Origin of the sequence: Campylobacter sp. VBCF_01 NA2, assembly GCF_027797205.1 — a bacterium.
Taxonomy (GTDB): domain Bacteria; phylum Campylobacterota; class Campylobacteria; order Campylobacterales; family Campylobacteraceae; genus Campylobacter_B.
In genome coordinates this window covers 288,954-302,118 of record NZ_CP115607.1, presented here as the reverse complement: position 1 = coordinate 302,118, position 13,165 = coordinate 288,954, and the positions used below count along the sequence as shown (strand labels likewise).

Here is a 13,165-nt window from a genome sequence, read left to right as displayed (position 1 = left end):
GTAAGAAAAGGAAAATTATGGAAAAAATCACAGACATAATCGAGTCTATCGCAAACGAAAAAGGACTTGATCCCGCAGATGTGGGCGCACGGGTCAAAACAGCCTTTATCCAAACCGCAAAAAGGCTATTTGGCGAGCAGTTTATCTACGACAGCGAGGTAGATCCCGTTACTAAAAAGGTCAAACTCTACCAAAAAGTCCAGGTCGTAGCCGATAATGACGAGCGCGCAGGACAGGATAATTTCATCGCAATTAGCGAAGCCAAAAAGCATGGGGACGCTGAGATTGGCGACGAGCTAAGCTATGATATAAATATCGAAAATCTCGGCCGCACAGCTTCGCAGGTTTTGGCAAAAGAGCTAAATTACCATATCCAACGCCTACTCGAAGAGAAAATTTTCGAAAGCTATAAAAACAAAATCGGCACCCTAGCCCACGGCACCGTCACCAAAATCGACGCTAGCGAAACGACATTTGTCGAAATCGACGATATCAAAGCCTACATGCCACAAAAAAACCGCATAAAAGGCGAGAGTTTCAAAGTGGGCGATGTCGTCCAAGCCGTCATCAAAAACGCCTATATCGACAAAAATCAAGGCATAAAATTAGAGCTTTCGCGCACAAGCCCTAAATTTTTAGAAGCAATTTTACGCACAGAAGTCCCTGAAATCAAAGACGGAAGCGTCATAATCCAAGCATGCGCTAGGATTCCGGGCAAACGCACGAAAATAGCCCTTAGCTCTGTCTCTCCAAATATCGATCCAGTGGGCGCAACCGTGGGTAAAGGTGGCACTAGAATCGACGCTGTGAGTAAGTTTTTGAGCAAAAATTTAAGCGAAGAGGACAAAAAAGCTGGCGGAGAGAGCATAGACGCGTTTGAATACTCTGCCTCGCCTGAAATTTTAATCTCACGCGCAATGGCGCCTGCGATTGTAAATTCGGTCAAAATCACAGATGAAAACAAAGCAATCGTCTATATCAACCCTGACCAAAAATCCAAAGCTATCGGCAAAAACGGCCTAAATATCCGTCTAGCCTCAATGCTAAGCGGTTATGAAATCGAGCTAATCGAAACAGGCACATCAAGCGAAAAAGTATCAAACGAAGAGGGATTAAAAAATCTCGAAGCACTCTTTGGCGGTCTGTGAGAATTCTTTCAAATTTGCGAATTTTTAAAATTCGCAAATTTTAAAATAATCAAAATTTAAAATTTATATGAAATTTGGCGCGTCGTTAGAAAACAGCACCAAATCCCCTGCTTTGGTATATTTAGCCAAAATTTCAACCATTTTCGATTTATCTTTTAGCACATAGACCTTGCCGGGATTTATATTGTCTTTGAGTGTTTTTAAATTTAACTCACCAGTTATTATCACGAGATCAAAAACCTCATCGATTTTTTTGGCTAAGACTTCATTATCTTCCTTGGTAGATTCGACGATTCCGGGCGTTACGATGACTTTATTTCCTTTGTAAGTTTTGCATAGCTCGTAGCTAGCTAGCATACCGGCTAGATTGCCGTTAAATGCGTCATCAATGATGATTTTACCGCCATTTTCGATCTTTTGGAGGCGGTGTTCGACGCTACGGACTTTTTCGACTGCGTTGTGGATATAGACATCATTTACGCCCAAAAACCTCGCTACCATGACACATGCGCTGAGATTTTGCGCGTTAAACTCGCCCAGCACCGGCGCAGAAAGTCTGAAATTTTCGTCATTAATTTTAAGGCTAAATTTAATCCCGTCTAGTGTCGAGCTAATCACCTTCGTGCCGATATCGTAGGTGCTAATCGTGGCGCTGTTGTGGCAAAGCGTGCTAGAATGCACAAATGCGTGTTTTAGACGCGGTGAATTTAGCGCTTCAAGCTTGGTAGCGCGGATATTTTCTACGCTTTTGAAATACTCCAAATGTTGCGCGCCAATCTCGCCTACAACTACGATTTGCGGGCGCAAAAACTCGGTGATTTCGGCGATATCGCCGGGCAGTCTGGCACCGGCTTCTGCGATATAGACCTGAGTGTTTTTTGGCAAATCATCGTTTATGTCCTTTACAATCCCAGCTAGCGTATTTACCGAGCGCGGGGTCTTGTAGCAGACGAAGTGCGGGCTAAGGATATCATAAAGGAAGTTTTTGATACTCGTTTTACCGTAACTTGCTGTAATTTGGACGATGATTAGGTTATTCATCGTGCCTAGCTTGGCTAGCGCGCTAGCTTTGAAGCGGTTAAAAAGCGTCTTTTCGTATCTGAAATGAAAAAACAATCCCACAAATAGCGCGATAACGGCTGGAATTTTGATATCGGTTGAAAATTTAATATCAATCAAAATTTCCGCAATCCCCACAATCACCGCAAACGAGGCTATGTATGCAAACGCCCTTTTTATGCGATCAGTAAAAACTAGCTTTTTATCCAGCCCCCTGTGCCAAAGCGCCAAAACAGCGATATAACTAGCCGTTACCACGCCCAAGGCTGCGTAATAATACGGACAAAACATGGCCGCGATTTGAGCCAAAACTGGGATTATGAAAAAATACAAATGCCACATAGGCTTGGTGAAATGATGCATTACGCGCCCCGGGCGATACGAAAACCACTGCAAGCAGGTAAGCGCGTAAAATCCCAAAGCAAGGGTGAAAATAAAATTTGAAATAACTGCCGACATTTTTTCCCTCAAATTTATTTAGACTTAGATTACAAAACCTGTAATTTTATTCTAAAAAAACTTGATTGTTGCTTATTTTTGCGATAAATTTTATTATTTAGAACTTGATTTGCGTCAATACGAAATTTACTCTAATCTGTCATTGCGAGGAAAAGCAAAGTGTCAAGACGCTTTTTGCACAGCGTGGCAATCTACGAGTAAAAATTCCTATCGCTAAATTCGCTGTCATTGCGAGCTTTCGCAGAAATCGAAGCAATCCAGTAAAATTTAAAGCAAAATTCTACTTAAATTTAGCATTGAACGATTTTAAATTTAGCCAAATTCCAAAATTTAATTAAATTCTATTTTTAGAATTTGTTTGTAAATTTTGGCTTGTAGATCGCCATAACGGCTTTGCTATAATAAAATTTTCTCAACTTTGTTTATATCAATGCCTTTTTTGAATAAAACATATTTTCTAATTTCTTCATAATCATCTTTTTTGGCACAAAAAATGCAAATTTTTATATCATCGTCGGATTTGATTATGATAGTGTCATATAAATCGACAAATTTATTATCTTTTTTAAAATGATATAAAAGCTGTGGAATAAACAAGCCAAAACAAAAAATACAAAAAATAAGCAGCAGTGGCATACCTTGATTTTCAATAACTATCGTAACAAAACAAATTCCTAAAAACCACAAAATCAAAAGGCTCTATTAAAATATAGTATTGCTTTTATTCTTGTCTAAAATTAATTTTGATATATTTACCAAAACAAAAAAAGGCTAATTATGTGGCAAGATTTACCGATTTCTCAAAAAAACGAATACAAAAAATTAATCCTTGCTTTTTCTAGTCTAACTGAAATGTTTGTTCAAAAAAATACTAATAAAAACACTATTCCTGTGCCTATAATTAACTCAAAATTTCAAGAAACCGTATTTCAAAAAGCCTTTAAAGCTGTCGCAGAAGACATAGGCAATACCTCATACGATGCCTCATTGATATTAGAAAAAGACAACGGCGAAAAAATTAAGTATCTTGTCGGCATAAAAACCTTTACTTTTAAAACGCAAGAGCAAAAAATAGCACAATTTAAAGCTAATAGTAACGAGTGGAGCAGTCTAATCTCACAAATTAAAGATAGTGCTAAAAATCTTAAACGCAAAGCCGAAATAGTGGATATAAACAAAGATAGATACCTAGAATTAGCCAAGAGAATTGCTGCTATTAGAAACGCTAGAATTAATTCATCAAAGGCTAATTTGCGAGGCTTTTGTATTGATAGTAATGATACTATCGAATCTGTGTATCATACTTTAATGCCAGCCGTGCAAAACAATGAGCCAAAGATTTTTGTAGGCGAAACCTCATACGCAGAAATTGACATAAATAATATCAAAATTCTATCTTGCACTATTGCTAAAAAGCCTGAAAATTTTACTTTTACTGATGATAACCATACTTACAAATACACTCATTCAGATAGTCAGCTTTATATGATTTTCAATAATTCAAATATCATCAAAGATGAGTGGAAAGTAATATATGTCGATAACGCTTATGAAATATTTAGTAAAATTGCAGATGAAGTATATAACAAAAAAAAGATTGTGCCACAAATCGCTCAATCATTTTCTTGGAAAATAGAATTACAACCAAGCTCAGGCTTTAATAGTTTTTATGGGATAGGTTTGAAAAAGAAAGGCAAAGAGCAAAGAATAATTAGCATTAAGCTATTTTACAATACCTTTAAAGGCACAATAAACGATGAAATTTTAAATCAAATCGTAGATAAATTATATTTGCTAGCAAACAGCAACGGCAAAGATGATTTTGCTATTAGAGATGAAATTTTAAGCATAGCTGAACAGATAGATAACGATGATTTTACAACTAAGCTAAACGGATTTTTGTTTAGACCGATTAACGAAATTTATATTCCAATCCCACACTCTAAAAACTTTCATCAACAAAACCCAAATTTCTTTGGTAAAAATATAGGTCTTTTAGATGAAAAAGGTGCATTAATGCTTCCAAAAGAACAATGTGCTTTTGATTTAGTCTTTGACCCATCAGGCACAAAAATAAAAGCCTTTATTACACAAGATTTTGGTAAGGCTATACAATCTTTTGGAAAACAATCTGAGCTTGGTAAATGGATTTTGAGAGAGATATTTCAGCTAAAAGAATACGAACCACTAACACAGGCTAGACTTGATGAGATAGGCATTAATGGCATAAGGCTTTATAAGCTAAAAGATGATAAAAATGTATATTTTCAATTCATATACATTGATGATTTAAATTTGCCAAACGACTTTGTTAGCTAATAGCCTTTTTAATCTCACTCGCAATTTTTGAGATAACAGGAACAACTACGCTGTTGCCTGCTTGTTTATATAGTCTTGAAGTTGCCATTACAGGAAGTTTAAAATCACTTGGAAAACCTTGAAACAAAAAACACTCTTTTGGAGTTAGTTTTCTAATGCCATTATCTGTTAAAACAAGTGGCACATTATGACCACCTGTTCCCATATTTGCAGTCAGTGTAGGACATAGATTGTTTTTATTTTCTCTTACATATTGTCTTCGCCACTGATATAGCGTTTCTTTTGATTTCATAGATTGTTTTAACTCACCAAATTGTTTAAATTTTGTAGCTGTATAATACAGATTGTCATCTAATTTATCTTGGCTAATCAAATCAGTAATTTTAGTCTTTAAATCCTCTTTTTTGATATTTGAAAAATCAAATTTATCGGCTATTTTTTTATTCAAAAAACCAACAATGTAAATTCTCTCTCTATTTTGTGGAATATTGCCATATTCGCAAGCATTTAGAACAGCTGATTTTACTATGTATCCTAATTCTTGTAAGGTTTCATTGATTACTTTAAATGTGTTGCCATTATCGTGCGTTTTTAGATTTTTGACATTTTCTAAAAAGACAATGCTAGGCTGTTTGCCTAGTGCCTTTTTTTCTTCTATAATTCTAACTATTTCAAAAAATAGAGTTCCTCGACCTTTTTTATCATCAAAACCCTCTCTATATCCTGCCACACTAAATGCTTGGCAAGGAAATCCTCCGACTAAAATATCAAAATCAGGTATCTCTTTTGCTGCTATTTCGCAAATATCTCTATTATCAGCAGGAATATTGAAATTTAGGTTGTATGTTTGCACAGGATAAGGGTCGATTTCGTTTGCATAAACTACTTTAAAACCTGACTTTTCAAAACCTAAATCAATACCACCAACACCTGCGAAGAAAGAGCCTATTTTTAATTGTTGTTTTGCCATATATTACCCTTTTCTTATGCTACCAAAAGTGGCATAGCAGGTCTATTTGCCACATTTATGCTTTTGCTAATACAATTAGCACTCGTTATGTGTTTAAACAAAATTTGCTCTTTATCGTTTCTAGTTTCTTTGGCGAAATTTACGAAATTATGATAGACAAGATAATTGTTTAGATATTTCGTAGATACGCCCTTGAAAGTATAGATTAACATTGCTTTTAAAATGCTGTGATATGAATTAATCATCTGAATATTAAAAGAGCCATTGGTGTGTTTGTTTCTTGGTATTCTTATGTGGTTTAATTCCATATCATTTGATAGCTTTAAATAGCTTCTTAAACTATCTGTTACAAACACGCTATCTTTTTGAATTTTGCCGTTTAAAACTTTTTGTAATGCCACTAAATTTGGTTTGCCTAAATTTGATATTTTTGCAATAGATTTTTTGTTTAAATTTATGACACAAGGTATGCAAACTAACTCTTTTGATAATCCACGCTTAGTGTTTGCTGTGCCTCTTTGTTTAGCCAAGCGTGGTAATTTAAAATTTTTGTGATTCCCTTTAAATGAGATAGCCATAAATGTTTCATCGGCTTCTACGATGCCATCAAGCTTTACTTCGTTCATCATTTCTTGCAAAGTATCTAAAATTTTGTGTCGCCAAGCAAAAGCAGTAGGGAGCGAAATACCACAAATTTCAGCAGTTTTTCGCAAAGAGTATTTTTCTATCATACAATGGATATATTTTTGCCAAACAGACAAATCCTTTTTTACGCCATAAAGAATAGTATTATTTGTGTTTGCAAATGTTTTATGACAATCAAGGCAAATATAGCGTTGTTTGCCATTTTTTGTGCCATTTTTTTTAAAATGTTTGCTATGGCAATGTGGGCAATTCGTTAAATCTCTTGTAAAATTTAACTTTTCACTAATTTGCTCTTTTTCTTTTATGGATTTTAAAAAAAGTTTTTTATCATCAGCATTTAAATTTTGAAATAATTGTTTTATAATTTCAAGCTCTGCCTTATTAGTAGCCATTGTTTGCCTTTATATCGTTCTTTTAATGATATAATTATAGCGAAATTAAGCTTAAAAAACAATACTATATTTTAACAGAGCCAATCAAAAATATATTTACGAAATATTTCAAAAATTTATTTTCTATTTTTTCGTTATGAATTTCATACAATATTTGCATAGTTTTTTGGATTTTCTCAATTCTTGCAATGCCGATTTCTTTGATAAATTTGGGCGATTTATGCAAAATAGTCGAATTTGTAAATTTAAATTCGGCATTTTTATACTGATTTTGAGATTTTAAAGCCCATATCATAAAAGGCAAAATGACCATTTTATTTTCGCTAAAAATAATAGCAATAAGCACAAAAATAAAAACAAATAACGACCAAAAATTTGTAACTTCTTGGTTATAATCTTTAATAATCAACGGCTCTTTATCGTAATCTCGTAAATTGTTATTTTTTGAATTTTGTTCCAAATTTTTATTTTCCAAAATTTAAAATAAATTCTTTTTCGTTTTCGCATGTCATGGCAGAGCTCATTATGGCGATATTATCGGCTCCTGCGTCTAGTGTGGAGCGAAAATTACTAGAATTTATCCCGCCAAGGGCGTAAATTTCGCCACTCCAAAATTCACGCACATTGCGAATCAAATCTAGCCCCTTTGGCTCTAAATTTGCTTTGCAATCTGTCTGAAAAATATGGCTCAAACAAAGTGCGTTTGCGCCCAATTTTAGGGCAAGTTCCGCTTCGTCTATGCTGTGAGCTGAGATTACTATTTTTTCAAATTCGCTTAAATTTCGCGTGGAATTTTGCCTGAAATTTTGCAACACGCCCAAAGGAAGCCAAACAAATTTATGCTCCAATTCAAAAGCTAAATCCAAAAAATTATGCAAAAAAAGGCGAACCCCAAAGCGTTCGCAAATTTGCAAAACTTCGCAAAAAAGCGCGCAGTATTCGCTCACACTCAAATTTTTCTCACGCAAGATTATTTCGCTAATCCCGGCTTCGCAAAGGCGTGAAATTTTCTCTTTCAACGCCTCTTTTCCGCCACAAAGCTCTAAATTTGAAATCGCCGTGATTTTCACTTTTTCGCTCCAAATTTCGCAAATTTACAAATAAATATACTCGCTCATCAGTGGCGCTAACCCCGCACCCCTAATCGCAGCACAAACCTCAGCCACGCTTCTGGCGTCATCTATCTCAAACTGCTCGTCGCCCTTTTTTTGGCTGTGTCCGCCGATACCGACACTAACTCCTGCTGAAATTTTATTTGTGGCGATTTTAATCGCTTCATCTCTAAAACCAGCCCTTTCGCGCGTCGAAATCGTAATATTCGCACTAGGAATTAAAAGTCTATATGCCGTAATCACCTGCAAAAGCTCCTTTTCATGGACATCTCGCGGGTTGATTTTGTTATTGTTTATTATCGGTCGAAGTCTTGGGACTGAAAAGGCGATCTCGGCGTGCGGGTATTTTTGTTGCAACAAATACGCATGCGCACCCGTAGCAAAGGCGTCCTTGCGAAAATCATCAAGACCTAAAAGTGCCGCAAAGCCCACTCCACGCATACCGCCCATTATCGCCCTTTCTTGGGCATTGAAGCGATACGGGAAAATTCGCTTATTGCCTTCTAAGTGCAGTTTTGCGTATTTTTCCGTGTTGTATGTCTCTTGAAAAACGGTTACAAAATCCACGCCTGAGTTATGCAGGGTAGCGTATTCATCGGAATTTAGTGGATAAATTTCCACGCCTACGACCTTGAAATATTTTTTGGCGATTTCACACGCATGGGCGATATAGCTCACATCGCTATCGACCCTGCTCTCGCCTGTTAGCACCAAAAGCTCTTCAAGTCCGCTCTTTTTTATCGCTTCGTATTCGGCTATTAGCTCATCATCGCTAAGCTTGGCTCTTTTAATTTGATTTTTTTTGCTAAATCCGCAATACACGCAGTTATTATCGCAATAATTTGAAATGTAAATCGGCGTAAAAAGCGAGATATTATTGCCAAATTTTGCCCTAGTTTCACTCATACTCGCCCTTGCTAACTCTTCTAAAAATTTAGCCCCGACCACGCTTAGAAGTGCGCCAAAATCGTCTAAATTTCTATTTTTTTTCTCTATCGCCCTTAAAACATCGGCTTCATTATAAGCGTTTGGGTCGTAATTTTGCCTTAAATTTAGCACTTTTTGCATTAAGCCATCATCGATTGCTTGCATGTGTGCTAGATATTTCATGTGATCTGGTTTTTCCATTTTAGTCCCTTAAAAAGCCTGTTAGCGGCGAACTTGCCGCGGCAGTATTTCGCACTGCGCCAAATTTGGCATTATAGGCGTCTCGCCCTGCATTTATCGCATTTGCAAAGGCTTTTGCCATTTGGACTAAATCGCTAGAAGTGGCGATTGCGGTATTTACCATGACAGCCGCACACCCCATTTCCATGGCTTCACACGCCTGAGACGGACGACCGATACCTGCATCGACTATGATCGGCAAATCCACTTCGCCGACTAAAATTTCAATCATATCTCTCATCATAAGCCCACGATTTGAGCCAATGGGCGCACCAAGCGGCATTATGGCGGCTGCTCCTGCATTTTTTAGGCTACGAGCCACATTTAAATCAGCATGCATATACGGAAGCACGATAAATCCGTCATTTGCTAGAATTTCGGTCGCTTTAATGGTTTCGTAATTATCGGGGAATAAAAATTTGCTATCTGTGATAATCTCGATTTTAACGAAATCCCCACAGCCTAGCTCACGGGCGAGTTTTGCGATACGCACGGCTTCATCAGCGTTTCTGGCACCACTTGTATTTGGCAAAAGCGTAACGCTTTTTGGTATGAAATTTAAAATATTTCTATCTTTGCTCTCACTTACTCTACGAAGTGCCAAGGTTACGATCTCACACCCAGCATTATGGACACAGGCTTCTATCATCTCATGGTCGAATTTACCAGAACCCATTATGAAGCGAGACGAAAATTCCTTGCCACCTAAAATCAGCTTATCCATTGAGTTTTCCTTTTGATTTTTTTTTGAAATTTAAGTGAAATTATACAGATAAAATCTAAATATTTTTAATATTTTGCGTGAAATGTTAAATTTGTCATTGCGAGTGAGTGAAACGAACGAAGCAATCGCCAAATTCTGAATAATCCATAAGCAAATTCGCATTTTGGCTCATTAACTATTGGCGATTGCCACGAAATTGCTACGCAATTTCTCGCAATGACAAATAATTAAAACAAATTAAATCTGTACCTATGTATATTTTTGCTCTCCAAAAAATTTTCAAATTTTTTAATATCATTTTTGTCAAATAGATAATAACTAACAAACACAACTCGCATAAATAAAACAAATTTGCGTTTTTTCGAAAATAATTGAAGGGTTTGCATTCGAAAATTATGCCAATAATATCTTATGTCATCATAATAAAACACAGATTTCCAAAATGGATATTTGACAATCAAAAAATTATCATAGCAAAGTATTTGTTTGATTTTTAAAATATAAAAATAAGCAAATGGAGCAAATATAAGCAAAATCAAACCTGTAATTTTAAATTTAATCTCATCAAGAGTAATACTGCCTACACCAAGAAACATAGTAAAAATCATTAAACCCGTAAAACAAAGAATAAAAATTTTTGCTACTATGGATTGAGATTGTTCTAATATCAAAATCGGCTTATCAAATTTATTATTTTGAAAAAAATTATTCATTTTATATTAAATTCCACCTAAAATCGCCATTATCATGGCATTTGCTTGGCGGGCGGCGCATAGCATTACTCGCGCAGAAATTAATCCATTTTCAAGCCCTGCACCGCTTGTGCTATCGCCACAAAGATATAAATTTGCCCCAAATTTGCGAGTTTGGATAAAATTTGCCTCCCCAAGTCCCGCCATACCAGAAGCGCAAACGAAAATTTTATCCCTATACTCAGCCGATAAATTCGCTATCATCGCCTTATTTTCGGCTCCGTCGAAGCACTCGCAGATGATTTTTTCGTCCCGTAAAATCTCACGCACATTTTCGCTAGTGATTTTTTCGTTTAAAATTTCCACTTTTGCGTAAGGGTTGATTTCCAAAATTTGCTCTTTTAAAGCCATAGTTTTTGGCATTTTCAGATGTTTTAAGAAATAGTGTTGGCGATTTAAATTTGACGGCTCGACAATATCAAAATCTACAAGCAAAAACTCACCCACACCAGCGCGAGTAAGCATTATAGCGACATTTGAGCCAAGCCCACCAGCTCCTAGTATGCAAACCCTGGCGCGTGATAAAATTTCGCTCACGCCACGCGGATTTCGCGCGAAAATTTCAGCCCTAAATTCGCTCTCGTTTTTTAAATTCAGCATTTCACCCACCACCGACAAATTCGACTATTTCGTAAATTTTAAAATCTGAAATTTGCGAACTTTTCCAAAGCGTTTTTGATAAAATCTCTCCGTCGGCTTCCACGGCGATAAAACGCAAATCAAACCCCTGCGAAAGCAAAAATTCTTCCACGCTCATATCGGCGTCAAACTCGCACTCACGCCCATTTACGCGCACTTTTATCATCACTCTTCCCCCAGGCTCGCTCTGTATTCTTCGTAAGTCCCACGAAAATCCACAATCTCGCCGTTTCCTTTAAGGTGCAAAATTCTATTCGCAAAAGCGTCGATTAGTTCGCGGTCGTGGCTCACGCAAATCACGCACCCAGCGAAGTTATAAAGCGCCTCGCCAAGAGCAATAATCGCCTCCAAATCAAGGTGATTGTTTGGCTCATCAAGCACCAAAAAATTTGGCTTAGTTAGCATTAGTTTGCTTAGCATTACGCGGTGTTTTTCGCCACCACTTAGCGCACCCACGCTTTTTTCTTGCTCGGCCCCGCTAAAAAGCATTCGCCCAAGGCACTTGCGAATTTCGTCTAAATCCTTGTTTTTCTCATCTCTGAGATAATCATACAGCTTCGCATCTCCACTCACCACCGAGCTCGTATCCTGCGCGAAGTATCCTTGCTCGATAGTCGCGCCCACATGCACCTTGCCCTTATCTGGCGCCATTTCGCCCACGATGATCTTGCACAGCGTCGATTTACCCACGCCGTTTCGCCCGATAACGGCGATTTTATCGCCCTTTAAAAGCTTTAAATTGAAATTTTGCAAAATTTTAATCTCGCCGAAACTCTTATCAATCTCGCTAAGCTCTAAAATCTCATTTCCAATCTCGCGCCCTAGTTTAAAAAGTATGCTTGGCTCCCTGCGAGAAGATGTCGCAATCTCGCTAATGTCGATTTTATCGAGCAGTTTTTGACGGCTTGTGGCTTGTTTGGCCTTGCTAGCGTTTGCGCTAAAACGGGCGATAAATTTTTCGAGTTCCGCCTTTTCTTTAACCTTTTTGTCGCGCTCAAATTCAGCCTGTTTTTTTATCAAATTTGCCGCGATAAACCAGTCGTCGTAATTCCCGCTAAACTCGCGCACCTTTTTGAAATCCACATCCAAAATGTCCGTGCAGACGCGGTTTAGGAAGTGTCTATCGTGGCTGATGACGACCATAGTGCCCTCGTGGCGGTTTAGCTCGAACTCCAACCACGCAATCGCGTCGATGTCAAGGTTGTTTGTCGGCTCGTCTAAAAACAAAATATCAGGCTTAGGAAACAGCACCTGGGCTAGTAAAATTTTAACCTTGTCGCTAGCCTCGATTTCACTCATTTTTTTGCCAAATTCATCTTCACTAAATCCCAGCGAGCTTAAAATTTTCTCGATTCTCGTCTCATACTCGTAGTTTGGATCCTCTTCGGCGCAGATGATTTCAAGCTCAGCCAAGCGGTCGTTGATTTCGTCCGTAAATTCAGGGCTTTCGTAGAGTTTTTCTTTTTCTTTGACGGCGTCGTAAAGGCGTTTGTTGCCATACAAAACCGCGTCTTTTACCAAAAATTCCTCAAACGCAAATTGATTTTGCCCGAGCACGCCAATTTTGCGGCCGTTTTCGACGACGATTTCGCCGCTACTATGCTCGACCTCGCCACTTAAAATTTTAAGTAGCGTCGATTTACCTGCGCCGTTTGCGCCGATTAGTCCGTATCTATGGCCTTTTAAAAGCGTCAAATTTACATTTTCGAACAGCAGCTGTTTGCCAAAACGCATTACTAAATCTTTGATTTCTATCATTTTTTATCCTTGGAATTTAAA

14 protein-coding genes are annotated in these 13,165 nt (G+C 37.4%); 2 read left to right on the top strand and 12 right to left on the bottom strand.

Translation table 11 applies throughout. The features are described 5' to 3' along the window. Positions 1–17: 17 nt before the first annotated feature. Entirely contained in the window at positions 18–1,148 is a 1,131-nt protein-coding gene (nusA, locus tag PF027_RS01645) for a transcription termination factor NusA (protein WP_270872217.1), read from the top strand. A gap of 63 nt (positions 1,149–1,211) precedes the next feature. On the opposite strand, the gene PF027_RS01640 is transcribed toward nusA, so the two are convergent. Together PF027_RS01640 and PF027_RS01635 are read right to left on the bottom strand one after the other, a co-directional pair. Next, complete coding sequence (locus PF027_RS01640) at positions 1,212–2,666, bottom strand: Mur ligase family protein (RefSeq protein WP_270872216.1); 1,455 nt, start codon at positions 2,664–2,666, stop codon at positions 1,212–1,214. Between the two features lie 396 nt (positions 2,667–3,062). After that, a complete protein-coding gene (locus tag PF027_RS01635; protein WP_270872215.1) occupies positions 3,063–3,302 on the bottom strand; it encodes a hypothetical protein in 240 nt (79 codons plus the stop codon). A gap of 141 nt (positions 3,303–3,443) precedes the next feature. On the opposite strand from PF027_RS01635, the gene PF027_RS01630 reads away from it, so the two are divergent. Further along, positions 3,444–4,985: a hypothetical protein gene (locus tag PF027_RS01630; protein WP_270872214.1), complete on the top strand. Its 1,542-nt coding sequence runs from the start codon at positions 3,444–3,446 to the stop codon at positions 4,983–4,985. Here the strand turns inward: PF027_RS01630 and PF027_RS01625 are convergent. The 10 genes from PF027_RS01625 to PF027_RS01580 all read right to left on the bottom strand — a co-directional run bounded on the left by PF027_RS01625 (position 4,978) and on the right by PF027_RS01580 (position 13,144). Then, a complete protein-coding gene (locus PF027_RS01625) occupies positions 4,978–5,955 on the bottom strand; it encodes a DNA cytosine methyltransferase (RefSeq protein ID WP_270872213.1) in 978 nt (325 codons plus the stop codon). The two genes, PF027_RS01630 and PF027_RS01625, sit on opposite strands and share 8 nt — an antisense overlap. 14 nt (positions 5,956–5,969) lie before the next feature. After that, positions 5,970–6,992, bottom strand: coding sequence for an IS1595 family transposase (locus PF027_RS01620; RefSeq protein ID WP_270872212.1), 1,023 nt, complete (start codon positions 6,990–6,992; stop codon positions 5,970–5,972). Between the two features lie 64 nt (positions 6,993–7,056). Continuing rightward, positions 7,057–7,401 carry a hypothetical protein gene (locus PF027_RS01615; protein WP_270872211.1) on the bottom strand — a complete coding sequence of 115 codons (345 nt, stop codon included), beginning with the start codon at positions 7,399–7,401 and terminating at the stop codon, positions 7,057–7,059. Between the two features lie 55 nt (positions 7,402–7,456). Next, positions 7,457–8,062: a thiamine phosphate synthase gene (locus tag PF027_RS01610; protein ID WP_270872210.1), complete on the bottom strand. Its 606-nt coding sequence runs from the start codon at positions 8,060–8,062 to the stop codon at positions 7,457–7,459. 24 nt (positions 8,063–8,086) lie between these two features. Then, entirely contained in the window at positions 8,087–9,232 is a 1,146-nt protein-coding gene (gene thiH / locus PF027_RS01605; RefSeq protein WP_270872209.1) for a 2-iminoacetate synthase ThiH, read from the bottom strand. 1 nt (position 9,233) lies between these two features. Then, positions 9,234–9,995 (bottom strand): thiazole synthase, encoded by a 762-nt coding sequence (locus PF027_RS01600; protein ID WP_270870154.1) that lies wholly within the window; start codon positions 9,993–9,995, stop codon positions 9,234–9,236. Positions 9,996–10,222: 227 nt separating this feature from the next. Next, positions 10,223–10,708 carry a hypothetical protein gene (locus tag PF027_RS01595; protein WP_270872208.1) on the bottom strand — a complete coding sequence of 162 codons (486 nt, stop codon included), beginning with the start codon at positions 10,706–10,708 and terminating at the stop codon, positions 10,223–10,225. 6 nt (positions 10,709–10,714) lie between these two features. Beyond that, positions 10,715–11,347, bottom strand: coding sequence for a sulfur carrier protein ThiS adenylyltransferase ThiF (gene thiF / locus PF027_RS01590; RefSeq protein WP_270872207.1), 633 nt, complete (start codon positions 11,345–11,347; stop codon positions 10,715–10,717). A gap of 1 nt (position 11,348) precedes the next feature. Beyond that, positions 11,349–11,552, bottom strand: coding sequence for a sulfur carrier protein ThiS (gene thiS, locus PF027_RS01585; RefSeq protein WP_270872206.1), 204 nt, complete (start codon positions 11,550–11,552; stop codon positions 11,349–11,351). Further along, entirely contained in the window at positions 11,552–13,144 is a 1,593-nt protein-coding gene (locus PF027_RS01580) for an ABC-F family ATP-binding cassette domain-containing protein (protein ID WP_270872205.1), read from the bottom strand. The genes thiS and PF027_RS01580 overlap by 1 nt, the downstream gene beginning before the upstream one ends. Positions 13,145–13,165 lie beyond the last annotated feature (21 nt).